Annotated in this window: 15 protein-coding genes; 7 read left to right on the top strand and 8 right to left on the bottom strand. The window is 68.0% G+C overall.

The features are described 5' to 3' along the window. Positions 1-52 precede the first annotated feature (52 nt). On the bottom strand, positions 53-1,000 hold the full coding sequence (locus ACT53T_RS06060; protein WP_018266341.1) for a UDP-glucuronic acid decarboxylase family protein: 948 nt from the start codon (positions 998-1,000) through the stop codon (positions 53-55). Positions 1,001-1,298: 298 nt separating this feature from the next. Here ACT53T_RS06060 and ACT53T_RS06055 point away from each other — a divergent pair, with 298 nt between their 5' ends. Next, positions 1,299-1,946 carry a glutathione S-transferase family protein gene (locus tag ACT53T_RS06055; protein ID WP_476160521.1) on the top strand — a complete coding sequence of 216 codons (648 nt, stop codon included), beginning with the start codon at positions 1,299-1,301 and terminating at the stop codon, positions 1,944-1,946. Positions 1,947-1,980: 34 nt separating this feature from the next. Here the strand turns inward: ACT53T_RS06055 and ACT53T_RS06050 are convergent, their stop codons facing one another. Continuing rightward, positions 1,981-2,178 (bottom strand): hypothetical protein, encoded by a 198-nt coding sequence (locus ACT53T_RS06050; protein ID WP_476160520.1) that lies wholly within the window; start codon positions 2,176-2,178, stop codon positions 1,981-1,983. Positions 2,179-2,303: 125 nt separating this feature from the next. On the opposite strand from ACT53T_RS06050, the gene ACT53T_RS06045 reads away from it, so the two are divergent. Then, positions 2,304-3,095, top strand: a complete 792-nt coding sequence (locus ACT53T_RS06045) for a DODA-type extradiol aromatic ring-opening family dioxygenase (protein WP_476160519.1) — start codon at positions 2,304-2,306, stop codon at positions 3,093-3,095. A 66-nt stretch (positions 3,096-3,161) separates the two neighbouring features. Here the strand turns inward: ACT53T_RS06045 and olsB are convergent, their stop codons facing one another. The 4 genes from olsB to ACT53T_RS06025 form a co-directional block, all read right to left on the bottom strand. Continuing rightward, entirely contained in the window at positions 3,162-4,079 is a 918-nt protein-coding gene (gene olsB / locus ACT53T_RS06040) for a l-ornithine N(alpha)-acyltransferase (RefSeq protein ID WP_400769301.1), read from the bottom strand. 192 nt (positions 4,080-4,271) lie between these two features. Then, positions 4,272-6,434, bottom strand: coding sequence for an OmpA family protein (locus ACT53T_RS06035; RefSeq protein WP_476160518.1), 2,163 nt, complete (start codon positions 6,432-6,434; stop codon positions 4,272-4,274). Positions 6,435-6,539: 105 nt separating this feature from the next. After that, positions 6,540-8,297: an ATP-binding protein gene (locus ACT53T_RS06030; protein ID WP_476160517.1), complete on the bottom strand. Its 1,758-nt coding sequence runs from the start codon at positions 8,295-8,297 to the stop codon at positions 6,540-6,542. Positions 8,298-8,369: 72 nt separating this feature from the next. Next, positions 8,370-9,908 carry a YifB family Mg chelatase-like AAA ATPase gene (locus tag ACT53T_RS06025; protein WP_476160516.1) on the bottom strand — a complete coding sequence of 513 codons (1,539 nt, stop codon included), beginning with the start codon at positions 9,906-9,908 and terminating at the stop codon, positions 8,370-8,372. A 324-nt stretch (positions 9,909-10,232) separates the two neighbouring features. On the opposite strand from ACT53T_RS06025, the gene ACT53T_RS06020 reads away from it, so the two are divergent. Next, positions 10,233-11,099, top strand: a complete 867-nt coding sequence (locus ACT53T_RS06020; protein ID WP_476160538.1) for a lytic murein transglycosylase — start codon at positions 10,233-10,235, stop codon at positions 11,097-11,099. A gap of 28 nt (positions 11,100-11,127) precedes the next feature. Here the strand turns inward: ACT53T_RS06020 and ACT53T_RS06015 are convergent, their stop codons facing one another. Then, positions 11,128-11,781, bottom strand: coding sequence for a hypothetical protein (locus ACT53T_RS06015; RefSeq protein WP_157235066.1), 654 nt, complete (start codon positions 11,779-11,781; stop codon positions 11,128-11,130). Between the two features lie 373 nt (positions 11,782-12,154). On the opposite strand from ACT53T_RS06015, the gene ACT53T_RS06010 reads away from it, so the two are divergent. After that, entirely contained in the window at positions 12,155-12,928 is a 774-nt protein-coding gene (locus tag ACT53T_RS06010) for a Bax inhibitor-1/YccA family protein (protein WP_018266331.1), read from the top strand. Positions 12,929-12,991: 63 nt separating this feature from the next. On the opposite strand, the gene ACT53T_RS06005 is transcribed toward ACT53T_RS06010, so the two are convergent. Next, complete coding sequence (locus tag ACT53T_RS06005) at positions 12,992-13,405, bottom strand: DUF2794 domain-containing protein (RefSeq protein ID WP_476160515.1); 414 nt, start codon at positions 13,403-13,405, stop codon at positions 12,992-12,994. Between the two features lie 504 nt (positions 13,406-13,909). On the opposite strand from ACT53T_RS06005, the gene htpG reads away from it, so the two are divergent. The 3 genes from htpG (at position 13,910) to ACT53T_RS05990 (ending at position 18,419) form a co-directional block, all read left to right on the top strand. Next, the gene (gene htpG, locus ACT53T_RS06000; protein WP_476160514.1) at positions 13,910-15,859 is read left to right on the top strand and encodes a molecular chaperone HtpG; all 1,950 of its coding nucleotides are present in this window, start codon (positions 13,910-13,912) and stop codon (positions 15,857-15,859) included. A 9-nt stretch (positions 15,860-15,868) separates the two neighbouring features. Beyond that, complete coding sequence (gene prmC, locus ACT53T_RS05995; protein WP_476160513.1) at positions 15,869-16,744, top strand: peptide chain release factor N(5)-glutamine methyltransferase; 876 nt, start codon at positions 15,869-15,871, stop codon at positions 16,742-16,744. A 715-nt stretch (positions 16,745-17,459) separates the two neighbouring features. Then, on the top strand, positions 17,460-18,419 hold the full coding sequence (locus ACT53T_RS05990) for a DUF4167 domain-containing protein (protein ID WP_476160512.1): 960 nt from the start codon (positions 17,460-17,462) through the stop codon (positions 18,417-18,419). The last annotated feature ends 35 nt before the right edge of the window (positions 18,420-18,454 follow it).

Raw genomic sequence — 18,454 nt, 5'->3', positions numbered from 1 at the left:
CGCGCGCCGAATAATCGTCGCTCCGCGCCCGGCCTCGCCGTCAGAATGCGGCTCAGGCCTCGCGCAGCAGCTCGTCGAAATAAGCGATGGTGCGCAGCAGCCCCTCGCGCAATTGAATGGTCGGTCCCCAGCCGAGCAGGCGCTCCGCCGCGGAAATATCCGGCCGGCGCTGCTTGGGATCGTCCGCCGGCAGCGGCTCGAAAACGAGCTTGGAGGAGGAGCCGGTGAGGTCGATCACCTGCTCGGCCAGCTGCCGAATGGTGAACTCGTTCGGATTGCCGATGTTGATGGGCCCGACGATGTCGTCGGGCGAATTCATGAGCGCGGTGAAGCCGCTGATGAGATCGTCGACATAGCAGAAGGAGCGCGTCTGCTGGCCTTCGCCATAGATGGTGATCGGCTCACCCTTGAGCGCCTGCACGATGAAATTGGAGACGACGCGCCCGTCGCGGGCGTGCATGCGCGGCCCGTAAGTATTGAAGATGCGCACGACCTTGATCTTCAGCCTATGCTGCCGATGATAGTCGAAGAACAAGGTCTCGGCGCAGCGCTTTCCTTCGTCATAGCAGGCGCGCGGCCCCAGCGGATTGACGTTGCCCCAATAGGATTCCGGCTGCGGATGCACGGATGGGTCGCCGTAGACCTCCGATGTGGAGGCCTGAAACACCTTGACCTTCAGCCGTTTGGCGAGGCCGAGCATGTTGATCGCGCCGATCACGCTGGTCTTGGTCGTCTGCACCGGATCGAACTGATAATGGATCGGCGACGCAGGGCAGGCGAGATTATAAATCTCGTCGACCTCGACGAAGAGCGGAAAGGTGATGTCGTGGCGCAGCAGCTCGAAATTATTGTGATCGAGCAGATGATGGACGTTTCTGCGCTGGCCGGTGAAGAAATTGTCGACGCAGAGGACTTCGTGTCCCGCCGCCAGCAGCCGCTCGCAAAGATGAGAGCCGAGAAAGCCCGCGCCACCCGTAACGAGAATTCTGCGGCTTTCCATGCGAGCGCCCTGCACAGCCCCGAAAAGCAGCGTTCTCGAATGGCGATTCGTGGCGGCGCTGCAGTTTCAGATAGCACCTCGTTCTGGCCTACGCAACGCCGCCGCTCGCGCCGCCAGAGCATGCGCCAACGCCGCTATTGCGGCCGGAAAGCAGGTTTGCGATGCTGTTCCGGCCTTCGGGGAATGGATAGAGCCGCGGGCGCGCCGTCCCGCATTCGTAACGGCGAGGACGACCATCGCCGTAACGGCAGCGCGCCTGTGACGATCGAGCGGCCGGGCCGAGGAAGGAGCGCGGGAGATGATCACCGTCTTCGGCGAAGGGAGAGGGTTCCGGGTCGTCTGGCTGCTGGAGGAGATGGGGCTCCCCTATCGTCTGCGGCCGGTGGATTTGCTCGCCGGCGTCGATCGAGACGCGGAGTTTCTCGCCATTAATCCGGCCGGCTTCATCCCCGCGATCCAGGATGGCGACGCCGTCATGGTGGAATCGATCGCGATCATGGAATATCTGATTGCGCGCTACGGGCCGACGCCGCTCGCGCCGGGCTCGTGCGATCCCGCCTTCCCCGCCTATCAGCAGTTCCTTCACCTCGGCGAGGCCGGCCTCGCAATGCCGATGTATCTGGCCGTCGTGAGCCGCAATCTCGCGCCGGAGGCGGAACGGCGGAACTGGGGCGCCCGCAAGGCGCTGGAAATTTTCGAGAGCCGGCTGCAGCTGGTCAGGCGTCGGCTCGCGAGCGCGTCCTATCTCGCCGGCGAGGGCTTCACCGCGGCGGATATTTCCGTGACCTACGCCCTGGAGTTCGCCGAGCGAACCGGGTGCTTCGTTCTCGGCGAGGTCGAGCGGGCCTATGTCGCCCGCGTCACCCGGCGCGACGCCTATGCGCGGGCGATGGAGGCGTGTCCCGCCACCAAGGCGTGGGTGGACCAGGTCGCCGCCGGGCGCTGACGGCGTATCGCGACCGCCCGCCGCATGCGCGCGCTCACGGCGCCTTCGCCAGCCGCCACAGCCACAGGCACAAGCCGAGCAGCACGATGAGCGCGATCGCGCTCGGCCACAGCGGCATGGCCGTTCCGCTGACCTGAATATCCGGCTGCGTCGCCAGCCGCCCCGCCTGTCCGAGCGCCATCAGGCCGAAAATGACCGCCGCCACTTTCAATCCGGTGATCTGTGAGTGCATCGCTTCGTCCTCCAGAAATCCTCGGAGGGGTCATATAAAAGCGCGGGCGGCGGGGAAAAGGGCGCGCCGGATTGCGGCCCGGCGTCGCTCGGCCTATCTGCAGGTCACATGTAGCGGAGGCTTCGATGCGGCAGCCGGCGATTTTCATCTCTCACGGCGGCGGCCCTTGCTTTTGGGTGGACGGACCCATGGCCCGCGCCTTCGATGGGTTGAAGGCCTATCTCGGCGGCCTGCTCGCCTCTCTGCCGGAGCGTCCGCGCGCTATTCTCATCGTGTCGGCGCATTGGGAGGAGAAGCGGATCACTCTCGGCGCGGCGCAAGCGCCCGGCATGATCTTCGATTATTACGGCTTCCCCGAGCACACTTATCGCCTGAGCTATCCTGCGCCCGGCGCGCCGGAGCTGGCCGAGAAGGCGCGTGGTCTGCTGGCCGCGGGCGGCGTCGAGACGGCGCTGGACGCCGCGCGCGGCTTTGATCACGGCGTCTTCGTGCCCATGCTGATCGTCGAGCCCGGCGCGACGATTCCGATTCTCACTCTGTCTTTGCGTGACGATCTCGATCCCGCCTTTCACATAGGCGTCGGCGCGGCGCTCGCGCCTCTGCGCGATGAGGGCGTTCTCATCCTCGGCAGTGGCAACAGCTTCCACAATCTGCGCACATTCTTCAATGGCGAGGCGAAGGCCGCCGCCGGTTTCGACGCCTGGCTGACAGAGGCCGCGACGAAGCCGAAGCCCGAGGAACGCAATGCGCGGCTCGCGCAGTGGAGCGAGGCGCCGTTCGCGCGCGCGTGCCATCCGCGCGAGGAGCATCTTCTGCCGTTGATGGTGGTCGCCGGCGCGGCTGGAGCGGATGTGGGACGCCGCGTCTTTCACGATGCGGCCGTGGGCAAGGCGATCTCCGGCTTCGCCTTCGGCTGAGCGCGTGGACCGACTCCCGATCGCGCGCAATGCGCGCGTCGGGAGTGACCAGAGAGGCTCCGTCGTTCACGCGGCGTCGCGCGCTTCCGCCGGCCCGAAATGATCGAGATAGCGCGCGTCGATCTCGGCGACGCGCATGATGACGAACACATCTGTCGTGTTGAACTTGCGATCGACCACGGCGCCGTCGCCGAATTTGGCGCCGCAGCGCAGATAGCCCTTTATCAGCGGCGGCAGTGCGCTCATCGCCTTGCGTGGATCGACGGCCTCTTTCGCCAGCATCTCCATCGGCACATGCAATTCGCGCCGCGCGCTCACGCGCCAATCTTCGTCGGCGCGCGCATGATGCGCGAGAAAGCTCAGCGCCGCCGCATGGGCGAGCGGATTGGCGCCCTCGAGGCTCGCGCAGCCGATCATCGCATCGATGCGATGATGCCGCACATAAGCGAGTATGCCGCGCCACAAGAGCTCGATCGTGCGCTTGCCGCGATATTGCTCCAGCACGCAGGAGCGGCCGAGCTCGAGAAAGCGCGCTCCGCCGTGACGGACGAGCAGCGGCGCGACGTCATATTCGCCGGCCGAGTAGAATCCGCCCTTCTTCTCCGCGACATCGCCGCGCAGCAGGCGATAGGCGCCGACGACCTTGGGCTTGATCTTGCCGAAACGGTTGCGCGCCGCATGATCGATGACGATGAGATGATCGCAGAATTTGTCGAAGCGATCGGCGTCTCGCCGCGTGATCGCGGCCTTGGCGTCGGGAATTGCGCCGCCCTTGCGGAAGAAAACCTTGAAGCGCAGCCTTTGCGCCTTGCGGATTTCCTTCTTGCTGCAGGCGAGCCGCACCTCGAGCGAGCCGAGCAGCGCGAGCGGGCCTTCGAGCCCGCCATGCTTCTTCTTTTTCGGCTTCAGCAGATTTTGCGGCTTCAGCAGGGGAAAGGCGCCTGCGATGATCTTGCGGCCGGCGTCGGCGTGGATCGCCCACATGTCGCGTATCGTCTCCGCTCGTGTCGCGCTCGCGCTTTTCGAGCGCTTGCGATCGACGCCTTAGATCACGAGGGGGCGAAGCTTTTGTGACGACGCGCGCCGTTCGGATCGCGAGCCTTAAGGCTCGCATCGTGCGCAAACAGCTCTCGGGAGACGGCGCGCGACGATGCGCGCCGTCTCGTTCGTCTTTCCTCAGCGCCGATGCGTCTCGGCCTGCGGTCCGCCCAGCAGCGGCGTTATTCGACGCACGGTCACGCGACGATTCTCGCGCGAGGGGCCTTGCGTCTGCACTTTGAGATATTGCTCGCCATAGCCTTGCGTCGTCAGATTCTCCGGCGGCACGCCGAAGTCGCGCGACAATATCGTCGCGACCGCCTGCGCGCGGCGATCGGAGAGCGACAGATTGTCGACGTCCGAGCCCACTGCATCCGTGTGGCCTTCGATCAGAAAGACCTCGGCGGGATTGCGCTTGATCGCCTCGTTGAGCGCCTCTGCGACCGTTACGAGGCGTTGCGCCTGATCCGGCGTGATCGCCCAGGAGCCCGTGTCGAAATTGATCGTGTCGATATCGACGCTGCGCGTGTAGGCGCGCACGGACGGGCTGTAGCGAATCTCGTCGAGCGTGTAGCGGCGCGGCATGGGAGCGAGCGGCGGCGCCGTCAGCGTCTCATAGACGAGACGCTCGTCGGCGGCGCCGTAGTCGACGACATAGGCGTCCGGCGCGATCTCCACCGGCGGCGGCGGCAGCACGACCACCTCCTCCGCATAGCCGCGCGGCGGACCGCGGAAGCCATTGTCGATGAGGATGATCTCGCGGCCGTCGGGGAAGCGGCGCAAGCGGCGCAGCAGCACGCCATTGGCGTCCGTGTAGGTCAGCACCTCGCCGCCGTCGCGGCGGGCGTAGACGCTCACATATTCCTCGCCGTGACGCTCGCTGCGCAGATTGCCGCCGAGGTCGCGGAAACGCTCGTTCTCGTCGTGACGGATGAAGGCGCCGCCGCCCTCGCGCACGATGGTGCGGCCTGGCTCCTGCACGACCAGCACGCCGTCGCGCTCGAACTGCTGGCGACGCGCGTGCACATCGTCGAGCCGATGCGCGCCGGGCTGGCTCAGCACGAAGCCGCCGACGAGGCCGGCCGCCGCGCCGATCGCCGCCGCTGCGGCCGGCGACACGCGCGGTCCGCCGCCGGCCGGCGGGGCGCCATAGGGCGGCGGAGCGCCGGGAGTCGAGGCGGGATGAGGCGCGGCGGGCGGCGCGCCATAGGCGGCGCCAGACGGGGGAGGGCCGCCCGCCGGCGGAACTCCATAGGCGGCTCCTCCAGCCTGCGGCGGAACATGCTGAGGGGCGCCGGCGCCGGGAGGCGCGCCGGGCGGGACCGCGCCTTGCTGTCCGGGCGGCGGCAGGAAGCGTCCGCCGGCGCCTGCGGGCGGCGCGCCGGCGTGGTCTCCGGCCGGGACGCCGCCGGGGGGCGGGCCATTGGGGCGCGGCGCGGCGCCGGGCTGGGCCGTGGACGGCAGGAAGCCTCCGCCCTGCGCCGGCGCTCCGGCCGGCGGCTGGCCATGCGGCGCCGGCGTCTCGGGCGCGCCGCCGGCGGCGGGAGCGGATTGCGGCCCGCCGAGATGCACGGGCGCTCCATTCGCGCCATTGGGCGGAAGGCCTTGGCCGCCTCCGACCGGCGGGGCGGCGGAATGCGCCGGCGGAGCCGGGACGGCGGGCGTAGGCTGCTGTTGTCCGATGGCGGGCGTGACGATCGGAGCGGCCGGCGGGATGCGCGCGGCTGGCGCGCCTGCGCCTGCGCCAGCGCCATGGTCGCCGCTCAGAGCGGGAGCAGGGGGCCGGCCGGCGGCGGGAGCGGCACTCTCATGCGGGATGGCCGGCGAGGGGCTGTGGGCGGCGGCCGGATTGGCGGGCGCGATCGGATGGGGAGTGGGAATGGCCGCAGGCGCCGCCGTGGGATGCGGCGGCGGCGCTTGCCGAATCGGCGCGGCTTGCTGAGGCGGATGGATTATGGCAGGGGCGGGCGGGGCCGGCGGCGCGGCGCGCAGCTGCGGGCGGGGCGTCGGCGGGGCGCCGGCGCCTGGATAGGGAGCGGGCGGCGGCGCGGAGGGCGCATGCTGAGCAGGAGCCGGATGGAAAGCGGGCGGGGCCGCCGGGGCGGGGCGCGGCGCGGGCGCCGGCTGGGCGGGCCGCTGCGCCGGCGGGCGCTTTTCATGATTGGGGTCGAAGCCCTGCGGCGCGGCCTGGGCCAGCTGCAGAGTCTCGGCGGCCGTCGCCGGCGCGAGTCCGGCTTGCGGGCCGAGCGCCAGCGACGGCGTCATCAGCCCCGCGAGCAGCAAATTTTTTCGTCTCGACATCGTGTTCTCCCGTCAAGGGCGTGAGCTATCGCAATCCCCGCGCTGCCGTTGTGGCCCGCGCGCGGGGCGAAATTTTTTCTTTTTTGTGGCTATGGCGGAGCGCGGTCAGATCGCCTCGCGGGCGCCATCGGCGCGGCGGGAGGCTTCGATCGCCTCGAGGATGGTCCTCGACAGGGCGTCGAACTCGACCGGCTTGGTCAGCAGGAAATCGACGCCCGCCCCGCGCGCGGCGCGCTCGTCCTCCTCGAGCGCGCTGGCGGTGAGCGCGATGATCGGCAGGCGCCGTGCGCCCATGCGCGCCTCCTCCGCTCGAATGAGGCGCGTCGCCTCGAGGCCGTCGAGCTCGGGCATGAAAACATCCATCAATATGGCGTCGAAGGGCCGCAGCCGTCCGCCGATGGAGGAGCGCGCCAGCTCGACGGCGCGCGCGCCATCCTCCGCGCGCGTGACCAGCGCGCCGAGCTTCTCGAGATGGCGGCAGACGATCAGCGCATTGACGTCATTGTCCTCGGCGACGAGCATGCGGCGGCCGGCGAGCGTGCGCTCGGGCGCGACATAATCCGCGTCGTTGCGGGACGGCGGCGGGGCGGCGGACAGGCGCTCGACCAGCGAGGCGGCGCGCACCGGCTTCACCAGCCAGCCGTCGAAATGGCGCAGCGCCGCCTCGCCGAAGGCGCGCCGCTCCATGGGCGAGAACATCAGGAACACGCGGCCGGCGCCGGCGCGGCGCGCCGCGTCGGCGAGACGCTCGGTCGCCGCCTCGCCGAAGGCGCAATCGACGATGACGGCGTCGAAGCCTCCGTCGGGCTCGTCGCCGAGGCGGCCGGCGCCGCTCGTCTCCTCCCGCGCGATCTCGGTCTGCGCGCCGGCGGCGCGCAAAATCTCGGCCATGAACGGGCCTTCGAAGATCGTCGGCGAGACGATGAGGACGCGCGAGCCGGCGAGCGGCCGCTTGCGCTCGCGCGTGCGGTCGTCGAAGAGCGCATGCGGTCCACGCGGCAGGGTGAAGGCGAAGACCGCGCCGGCGCCGGCCTGCTCCTCTATCTCCAGCCGACCGCCCATCAGCGCGGCGAGATGGCGGGAGATGGCGAGGCCGAGGCCGGTGCCGCCATGGCGCCGCGTCGACGAGCCGTCGCCCTGCTCGAACTCTTCGAAGATGATCTCGCGCGCCGCCGGCGCGACGCCCGGCCCGGTGTCGGCGACGCGAAACGCTAGCGCGCCCTTGGCGTCGCGCTCGACGCGCAGGCCGACGCCGCCGCTCGCAGTGAAATTCACGGCGTTGCCGGCGAGATTGACCAGCACCTGGCGCACGCGCGCGGCGTCGCCGGCCACGATCTCCGGCGCGTCCGGCGCGATATAGCTCGCGATCTCGAGATGCTTGGCCTGGGCGCGCGGCGCCAGCAGCTCCACGACGCCCTCGACGAGCGGCGTCAGCGCGAAAGGCTCGACCGAAAGCTCGATCTTGCCGGCCTCTATCTTGGAGAAATCCAGAATATCGTCGATGAGCTGGGCGAGCGAGCGGCCGGAGGCGGCGATCGCCTCGACATAGCTCGCCTGCTCGGCGTCGAGGCGCGTCGCCGCGAGCAATTGCGCGAGGCCGAGCACGCCGTTGAGCGGCGTGCGGATCTCGTGGCTCACCGTGGCGAGAAAGCGTGATTTGGCTTGGCTCGCCGCCTCGGCGCGATCACGCGCGGCGGCGGCGGCGCGCAGCTCCCAGATTTCGTCGCGCAATCCCTCGAGCTCGGTCTCGACCGCCCGGCGCCGGCGCGCCCGCCGCGCGCGGGAGAGCCATAGCCAGACGGCGGGAGCGAGAATGGCGAAAAAGGCGAGAAGGCCGAAAACGCAAGGCGGAACAGCAGGCATGCGGGCGGTCCAAGGACATTCGACGAAGATGCAATTATTCCACGGCAATCGACAGAAAAGTGTGAATTGGGCTCAGGCGGCGACGCGGGCCCCGGCGCCGCCGCCGCGATAGGCGAGCGCTTCGGCGAGATGGCGGCGCGCTATGGCGTCCGAGCCGTCGAGATCGGCGATGGTGCGGGCGAGCTTCAGCGCGCGATGAAATCCCCGCGCCGAGAGGCCGAGGCGCTCGGCCGCCTCGCGAATCAGCGCCGTTCCAGAGGCGTCGAGCGCGGCGGCCTTCTCGATCGCGCTGGCCGGCGCGCTGGCGTTTGTGGTGGAGCCGGCGAGGCCGAGCGCCGCATAGCGTCGGCTTTGCCGCTCGCGCGCCGCGGCGACGCGCGCCGCCACCTCGGCCGAGCCTTCGGCCGGCGGCGGCAGCACGAGATCGGCCGCCGAGACCGCCGGAACCTCGATTCTGAGGTCGAAACGGTCGATCAGCGGGCCGGAGAGCCGCGCCTGATATTGGGCGATGCAACGGTCGTTGGGCTGGCGCCGGCAGGCGAAGCCCGGCTCCAGCGCATGGCCGCAGCGGCAAGGGTTCATCGCCGCGACGAGCTGAAAGCGGGCCGGATAGACGGCGCGGTGATTGGCGCGGGAGACGGCGACCTCGCCCGTTTCCAGCGGCTGGCGTAGGCCGTCGAGCGCCTGCGCCTGAAACTCCGGCAGCTCGTCGAGGAACAGCACGCCATTATGGGCGAGAGAGATCTCGCCCGGGCGCGCATGGGCGCCGCCGCCGACGAGCGCCGGCATGGAGGCGGAATGATGCGGCGCGCGAAACGGGCGCCGATCGGTGAGCTCGCCGCCGGCGATCTCGCCCGCGACGGAATGGATCATCGAGACTTCCAGAAGCTCGCGCGGCGACAGCGGCGGCAGAATGGAGGGAAGCCGCGCCGCCAGCATGGATTTGCCGGCGCCGGGCGGGCCGTTCATCAGCAGATTATGGCCGCCGGCCGCCGCGATCTCCAGCGCTCGCTTGGCGCTCTCCTGGCCTTTTATGTCGGAGAGATCCGGCAGCGCCGCGGCCGCCGCGCGCACGGCCGGCTCCGGCCGCGAGAGCGCCTGCACGCCTTTGAGATGATTGACGAGCTGGATCAGCGAGCGCGGCGCGATCACCTCCATGTCGCTCGACGCCCAGGCGGCCTCCGGCCCGCATTGGCGCGGGCAGATGAGCCCATGGCCGCGCATGTTGGCGGCGACCGCGGCGGGCAGCACGCCGGCGACCGGCGCGATCGCCCCATCGAGCCCCAATTCGCCGAGCACGGTGAAGCCGTCCAGCGCATCCGACGGAATGGCGCCGATCGCCGCCATCACGCCGAGCGCGATCGGCAGATCATAATGGCTGCCCTCCTTGGGCATGTCGGCCGGCGCGAGATTGACGGTGATGCGCTTGGCCGGCAGGGCGAGGCCGGAGGCGACCAGCGCCGCCCGCACCCGCTCCCGCGATTCGGCGACCGCCTTGTCGGCGAGGCCGACCAGGGTGAAAACGACATTGCCGCTGGCGATCTGCACCTGGACGTCGACGGGCTTGGCCTCGATGCCCTCGAAGGCGACCGTCGCGACTCTGACCACCATGACGAAAGCTCCGAGACCCCGATATCGCTCTGACGCAACCGCCGCCATAGTAGACGTGCGATTTCGCCCTCGCAAGAACAATATGAGAACGAAAATTGGCCATGCTTCGGCAACCGGGCGCTAACCGGCGAGAGCTAGTCTGGGGCCGGTTTCAGCATCGGCAATTTCGGCTCTCGCGAGAGCGTCGCCATCGTGCGGCCGCGCTCTCGTGAGCTAAAGCGTTTTGCGATCGGCCGTTCGATCGATCGGAATTCGCGCCGGGGGATACGCCTCTAGAGCGCAAAAGGGCTTCGCCCGAGAGATGGGGTCGGCGATATGTCGCAGATGAATCGGATGACGACGGCGCTCGGCGCCGCGGCTTTGGCTCTGGCGATCGGCTTCGGCGCGCCAAAGGCGCTGGCGGCCGAATGCGGGCGCAATGGCGAGGGCTTCGAGGCCTGGCTCACGGGCTTCGAGAAGGAGGCCGCGGCGGCGGGAATCTCCAAGGCGGCGATCGATTCGTCGCTGCGCGACGTCTATTACGACCGCTCGGTGATCTCGCATGATCGCGGGCAGAAAGTGTTCCGCCAGACCTTCGAGCAATTCTCCGCGCGCATGGCCAATTCCTTCCGCGTGAGCAAGGGGCGCGCGCTGCTGCAGAAGCACGCGGCGCTGTTCAAGCGCATCGAGCAGAAATATGGCGTGCCGGGGCCGGTCATCGTCGCGATCTGGGGGCTGGAGACGGATTTCGGCTCCTATCTCGGCGATTTCGCGACGATTCGCGCGCTGGCGACGCTCGCCTATGATTGTCGCCGCGCGGACAAGTTCCGCGCCGAGCTGCTGGACGCGCTGCGCATCGTGGAGCGCGGCGATCTCGATCCCGCGCAAATGCGCGGCGCCTGGGCCGGCGAGATCGGCCAGACGCAGTTCATGCCGTCGTCCTATCTGAAATTCGCAGTGGATTTCGACGGCGACGGCAAGCGCGATCTCGTTCACAATACGGCGGATGTGCTCGCCTCCACCGCCAATTTTCTGCATGGCTACGGGTGGAAGCCGGGCGCCGGCTGGGACGAGGGCGAGCCGAATTTTCCGGCGCTGCTCGAATGGAACAAGGCGAAGGTCTATTCCAAGACCATCGCTCTGCTCGCCGACAAGATCAAAGGCGACACGCGCGCATCGGGAATCGGCGATCCCGTCGAGACGGCGCGATGAGCGGCCGCCTCCCGCGGCCGGCGGAGGATCATTCCGCCGGCTCGGCCTCCGCCGTCTTCAGCGAATGGATCGGCCGGTGCCGTAGATAGATGAAGAACATGGCGATGACGCCGACGCCCATCAGCAGATAGAGCGGCAGCGTGCGCATGAAGCTCTTGCCCACGGAAAAGGGAAAGCGCGACACCCAGCGCTCGCCATGCTCGCCGGTCACGGTCACTATGCCGACGAAATAGCCCGCATCGGGGAAGTCGTGCTCGAAATTGATCGTGCCCGTCGGATAGGTGCGCGGGCCGCGATAGGCGACGGTCGCGGCGTCGAGATCTGCGTTCTCCTTCTCCTCGCCGCCGATATCCTTGACGATTCTGATCTCCACCGCCATGTCGCGCAGCTCGTCCTGCTCGGCGTCGAGCGCGATGATCATATGGCCAGTCGCCGGAATGTCCTCGCAGAACTCGTTCTTGGAGGCGTCCGGCATATAGCCGGTGAAGTTCATTATGTCCGGGCCGACATAGAGGCGGCATCGCCCTTCGGCGGAGCCGAGCCGGCCATGGGCGGAGGCGGGCGTCCCCGCGCCGAGAAGCGTCATCAGCAGGACGAGAAGAACGGGCGGCGCGGAACGAGTCGCAGGACGCAGAAACCCATCGATCGACCGCCAGAACGGGGCAAGACCGCTGTCGGACATGATGATTCCCCCATGGAGCATGTGTTGCGGGCCTCGTTCCGTGGGCGCCTTCGCTCCGACGACGAAGCGAGAGCCGGTTCGGCCGACCCGGTCGCTCGCCGCCTGCGACAATGCGGCATGTTAGCGCATTCTTCGCGAGCGGCAAGAGCGTGCGCGGGCTCGGCTTTTGTCCGCCTCCCGGCATAGAATTGCGGCGCGGCTCCGCATCCTATACTGCGTCTTTTGCTTGTGTTTTGCTGGACATGGCGTGAACTTTGCGGCTCTGCGTCCGCGGACTCTTGTTTTTCCGCGGGCCTCACGCCATATTCGACGGCGAGGACCGCGCCGATTGGCCGGATGCACCGGGCCGCGCGGCCTTTTTCGAGAGGATGCTATGTCCAATTTCGACCGCAACACGAGCTTCGGCTACCGGGGCGGCGTCTCCAGAGCCGGCACGGCCGAGATCGACGAGGGCCTGCGCGCCTATATGCTCGGCGTCTATAATTACATGGTCCTGGGTCTCGGCGTGACCGGCGTCGTCGCGCTCGGCACGCATATGCTCGCCGTCGCCAAGGAAGGCGGCCGGCAGATCGCGCTCACGCCCTTCGGCCAGATGCTCTACACGAGCCCGCTGAAATGGGCGGTGATGCTGGCGCCGCTGGCCTTTGTCTTCTTCCTCGGCTATCGCGCCGACCGCATCTCCGCGGCGACGGCTCGCAACCTGTTCCTCGCCTTCTCGGCGGTGATGGGCCTGTCGATGTCGTCGATCATGATCGTCTTCACCGGCGCGTCGATCGCCAAGGTGTTCTTCATCACCGCGGCGGCCTTCGGCGGCCTCAGCCTCTATGGCTACACGACGAAGCGCGATCTCTCGGCCTTCGGCTCCTTCCTGGTGATGGGCCTTTGGGGCCTCGTGCTGGCGAGCCTCGTCAATCTGTTCTTCCAGAGCAGCGCGATGCAGTTCGCTCTGTCGATCCTGTCGGTGTTCATCTTCGCGGGCCTCACCGCCTGGGACACGCAGTCGATCAAGGACGGCTATTATCAGAACGCCGGCTATGGCCAGGAGATGGTGCAGAAGCAGAGCATCTTCGGCGCTCTGTCGCTCTATCTCGACTTCATCAACATGTTCCAGTCGCTGCTCTACCTCTTCGGCGAGCGCAACGACTGATCGGATCGCGGATCCGATCCGGGATAAAGGAAGGCCCCGCTCCGGCGGGGCCTTTTCTTTTTGTCAGTCGCGCACCAATTCCAGCTTCTTTTGCAGCACGGCGACGACGCGCGCGAGATCAGGGCCGCGGCGCATGACGAGGCCGCCGGCGGCGACGACGCAATAGGCGCCTTGGCGGCGCGCCAGATCGGGATTTTTCTCGATGCGATAGAGCGGCGCCTCGCTGGCGCGGCGAAAGATCGAGAACACCGCTTTGGCGGGCGAGAAATCGATGGCGTAATCGCGCCATTCGCCAGCGGCGACCTTGGCGCCATAGAGATCGAGCAGCAGTCGCAGCTCGCGTCGGTCGAAGGACACGAGCGGAGCGCTGCGCTCGGGCGCGCCTCTGGCGCGATCGGCTTCATTGCTCGCGCGGCCTGCCACGACAGAGAGCAGGCCGCGCCGCCGGCTGGGATCGGTCGTCTCCGTCTCGCTCATGCCGTTTTCCCCGATTTTCTCGGGCATGATCGCGCGGCGAATGCGCGAGAGCAAGACAAAGATGACAATGAGACGACGACGTCCGTGCGCGCAAAGCCGAGATTTCACATTTTCGCCAATATCGAGCCCCTTGTCCGCCAAAGGAGCCGACCAATATCTAGCCCATTGCCTCGACACGCTCGAGAAGCGGTTTTTCCGGATTTCGTCAGCCCCCCAGCCCCCCGGAAGGGCGCTTTTCGAGCACATGAGTTCGTGGCGATGGACGGGCCGGCCGGGCGACGCTCGGGCGGCCCGTCTTGTTTTCGGCTTTCCTCTCTCTCGCAAGTCGCGCGGCCTTCGAGGCCCGATTGCGGCCGTCTGGATTTCGGCTGTCTTGCAACTTCGCGGACGATCCCCGATATCACAGGCGCGTTCCGCTCGAGGCGGCTCGGCGGACGCCATTGCCGATCAATGACGATCTCTATATCCCGGCCAGAGCCAGCGCGCCGTCGGCCACGCTTTCATTTGCGGAAAGCGGCGCGCGCGGCGGGAGCCGACAGAAAAGCGGAGACGACGCCCGTGAACGACCACGCCGAGACCCAGACGACCGAGCGCAGCGATTACGGCTTTCAGGCCGATGTCGCGCGGCTCCTGGAGCTCATGACGCATTCTGTCTATTCGGAGCGCGATATTTTCTTGCGCGAGCTCGTGTCCAATTCGGCGGACGCGATCGAGAAGCTGCGCTTCGAGACAGTGGCGAACGAAGGGCTGGCGGCGCAGGCCGGCGCGCCGCTCGTCACCATCGCGCTCGACAAGGAGGCGCGCACGCTCAGCGTCGCGGACAATGGCGTCGGCATGTCGCGCGAGGATCTCGTCGCCGCGCTCGGCACCATCGCCAGCTCCGGCACGCGCGCCTTTCTCGACGATCTCGAGGCCAAGGGCGGCGCCGACAAAGGCGGCTCGCTGATCGGGCGCTTCGGCATCGGCTTTTATTCCGCCTTCATGGTCGCCGACCGCATAGAGGTGGCGACGCGTCGCGCCGGCGCGTCCGAAGCCTTTCTGTGGACGTCGGAAGGCAAGGGCTCGTTCCAGATCGCGCCGCTCGCCTTGGAGGATGCGCCCGCCGTCGGCACGAAGGTGACGCTGCATCTCAATGCGGAATCGGAGGAGTTCCTCGAGCCCTATCGCATCGAGCAGATTTTGCGCGAGCATTCGGGCGCCATAGCGATACCGATCGACCTCGTCGAGGAGAAGGGCAAGGAGCCGCGTCGCCTCACCGACGGCGTGGCGCTGTGGACGCGGCCGAAATCGGAAATCAGCGAGCAGGACTATAAGGATTTCTATCAGCAGATCTCCGGCCAGTTCGACGAGCCGGCGCTCACCATTCATTGGCGCGCGGAAGGGCGCACCGAATATACGGTGCTCGCTTTCGCGCCCGGCTCGCGGCCTTATGATCTCTTCGATCCGCAGCGCAAGAGCCGCTCCAAGCTCTATGTGCGCCGCGTGCTGATCTCGCGCGAGGCCGATCTTCTGCCGCCCTGGCTGCGCTTCATGCGCATCGTCGTCGACAGCGCCGATCTGCCGCTCAACGTCTCGCGCGAGATGGTGCAGAACAATCCGATTCTCGGCGCCATCCGCAAGGCGATCGGCACGCGCGTGCTGAAGGAGCTCGCCGATCTTGCCGCAAATGACGCGGAGAAATTCGCATCCGTGTGGAAGAATTTCGGCGCCGTCATCAAGGAGGGCCTGCACGAGGACCCGGCGCGCCGCGACGAGATTTTCGCCATTGCGCGCTTTGCGACGTCGCAGCATCAGGACGGCGGGCGCAGCCTGAAGGATTATGTGGAAAATCTGCGGCCCAATCAGACCGCGATCTATTACATCACGGGCGACGACAAGAAGCGGCTCGCCTCCAGCCCGCAGGTGGAGGGCTATCGCGCCAAGGGCATCGACGTTCTGCTGCTGGACGATCCGGTCGATTCCTTCTGGGTGACGAGCGCCGTCGGCTATGACGGCAAGCCGTTCAAATCGGTGACGCAGGGCGCCGCGGACATAGACGCCGTGCCGGCGCCGGAAGGCTCCGAGACGCCGCCCGCCGAGGCGAGCGCCGATGTCGCGCTGCTCACCGCCGTGCTGAAGGAGACGCTCGCCGAGCATATCGACGATGTGCGCGTCTCGACTCGGCTGCGCGAAAGTCCCGCCTGTCTCATCGCCGCTGATCACGGCTTCGATCTGCAGCTCGCGCGCATGCTGCAGGAGAGCGGCAATAAGGGCGTCTTCGGCAAGCCGGTGCTGGAGATCAATCCCAGCCATGAGGCGGTGCTGGCGCTCGCGCAAAAGGCCAAGGCCGATCGCGCCGGCGCGGAGGACGGCTTGTGGCTGCTGCTCGACACGGCGCGCATCGCCGATGGCGAGGCGCCGCTCGACGCCGCCGCCTTCGCCAAGCGCGTCGCCGCTCTGCTGGCCAAGAGCTGACGCGGCCGCATGATCGCTCCCGCGCTCGAGGATGCGCGCCGCGCCGCGGCGCTCGAGGAGGTCGCGGCCTTTCTCGAGCGCAACGGGATAGAGGATGCGCGCCGCGACGCGCGCGCGCTTCTATTCGCCGCCGGCGGCTTTGGCGCGGCGGAGCTGCTGCTCGAGCCGATGGCGCAGCTGAGCGAGGCGGCGCGCGCCGCCTTGCGCGATTCCGCGCGGCGCCGCGCGGCGCGCGAGCCGGTGTCGCGCATTATCGGCGCGCGCGGCTTTTGGACTCAGGATGTCGTCGTCGCGCCGGGCGTGCTCGATCCGCGCCCGGATACGGAAACGCTGATCGAGCTTTCGCTCGAGCTGATGCGCGAGCGGCGGCGCGACTCTCTGCTGATTCTCGAGCTCGGCGTCGGCTCGGGCGCCGTTCTCTGCGCCTTGCTCTCGGAATTTCCTGCAGCGCAGGCGATCGGCGTCGATCTTTCCGCGGAGGCTTGCGCCGCCGCTGCGCTCAATCTGTCGCGCTGCGGCTTTGCGAATCGCGCCTCCTTGCTGCGCGGGCGCTGGGCCGATGCGCTCGCCGCGCGCTTCGATCTCATCGTCTCCAACCCGCCCTATATCGCGAGCGGCGAATTGGATGCGCTCGAGCCGGAGGTGCGTCTCCATGATCCGCGCCTCGCGCTCGACGGCGGCGCCGATGGCCTTTCCTGCTATCGCGAGATCATCGACGATCTGCCGCGCCTGCTGGCCGAGCGGGGCGCGGCCGTGCTCGAGGCGGGAGACGGCCAGGCGCGCAGCGTCGCCGCGCTGATGGCGGAGAAAGGCCTCGAGCCGGCCGGAATTCGCAAGGACGCGGGCGGGCGCGAGCGCGCCGTCGCGGCGCGTCGCCGCAGCTGACGCATCCGCTGGTCGTGACAAATTGGCTACACCTCCTATTTATGTGAGGGACAGAACATTCGCGCCCTTGGCGAGGCGGCTGCGGTGGACTATAGTCGCTCGCGAAAAGACGCTGAACGTCGTGAGCGACGCCGAGCGCGGATGAGGGGGAATACGGCCGGTCCCCGAATTAGCCGATGGCGCGCATCCCGCGCCGCAGGGGCCGGAGTCCGGCGCAGCCGCTCGAACCAGACAAGACGATGCGAGAAGACTGCATGGTCGAATGTTCGGCGCGACACGGAATGTGATCGAGCAATCGAGCGTGAGCGACGGTTTCGTGATCGGACTGTGACCGCGAAGACGGCGTGAGACACGCAGCTGCGCTCGCCGCGAGCCGAACCTTTCGCCGCCTTTCATGGCCGTGCGATGTGGGTTCGGCGCCGAGCGTGACGCTCGAGTGAATTGGCTCGGGTGAAAAATGAGAATTCGGCGCAGGCCGTTCCATCAGGACGCCGCGCCGGCCGCGCGATCCATGCCGGGATCGCGCAAGCGACAGAACGGATAGACGCGCCGCTCGAGGTCGAGCGGAGCCGCTCCGTTGGATCGGGCTCTTGTGGCAATGGCCGCGCCCGGCTTCCGCCTCTGACGCAGTTTCGAGCGTTCGTCCCTTTCGGCGCGTTCCGCCGAAGCGCGACGCCGAGCCGGCAAAGCGTAAGGACCTTCTCGGGGATATTCGATGAGACCAGGACAGAATAAACGCATCCGCGGCCGTAATGGCGGCCGAAAAGGACCCAATCCCCTCACGCGTTCCTACGAGTCGAACGGTCCCGACGTCAAAATCCGCGGCACGGCGCAGCATGTCGCCGAGAAATATCTCCAGCTCGCCCGAGACGCGCAATCCTCCGGCGACACCATCATGGCCGAGAGCCTGCTCCAGCACGCCGAGCATTATTTCCGCCTGATCGCCGCGGCTCAGGCCGCGCAGCAGCAGGCGCAGGGCGGCTATGGCGGCAGGCCCTATGAGACATCGGACTCCGATGTCGACGACGATGACGATTTCAGCGGCATTTCGGATCGTTTCGCGCCGCTGTCCGAGCGTCTGCCGCAGACAGCCGGCTATCAGCCGCCGCCGCAGCAGCCCTATGCGTCCGCGCCTTATGCGCAGCCGACGCCGCAGCCGCAATTCGCGCCGCAGCCGCAGCCCTATGAGGAGCGCCCGATCGGCGATCGCGCCGGCGGCGAGCAGCCGCGCTACGAGCGCCAGCCGCGTCAGGATCGCGGTGGGCAAGATCGCGGCGGTCAGGATCGCGGCGGCTTCCGCGATCGTCGCGACCGCAACAATGGCAATGGCGGCGAGGCGAACGCCGAGGGCGGCGGCGAGCGTCCGCATCGCCAGAATTTCGATCGCAATCGCGAGCGTCGCTTCCCGCCGCGCGTGCAGCCCGCCGCGCAGGAGGAGGCGCCCGCCGCCGCCCTGCCGTCCTTCATCACTGCGCCGATCCGCGCCGCCGGACCGGAGGAGGGCGAGGCTTTCGCGCGTTCCGAGCGCGCCGTCGTTCGCGAGCATGAGGAAGCCGCCGCCGGCTTTCATCTGAACCAGCGCCGCCGCCGCCGCACGCGCGCGCAAGGCGAGGAGGCGAATGGCAATGTCGCGGAGGAGACGCCGCGGACGGGCGAGCTGCCGCTCGCCGATTGATCTGACGAGAATTCCCTCGCGCTCCAGTCGTCGCA

This window comes from Methylosinus sp. DMC45, assembly GCF_056313885.1.
Note: the sequence above shows the minus strand (reverse complement) of the source record. Positions and strands in the feature narration are given on the sequence as shown.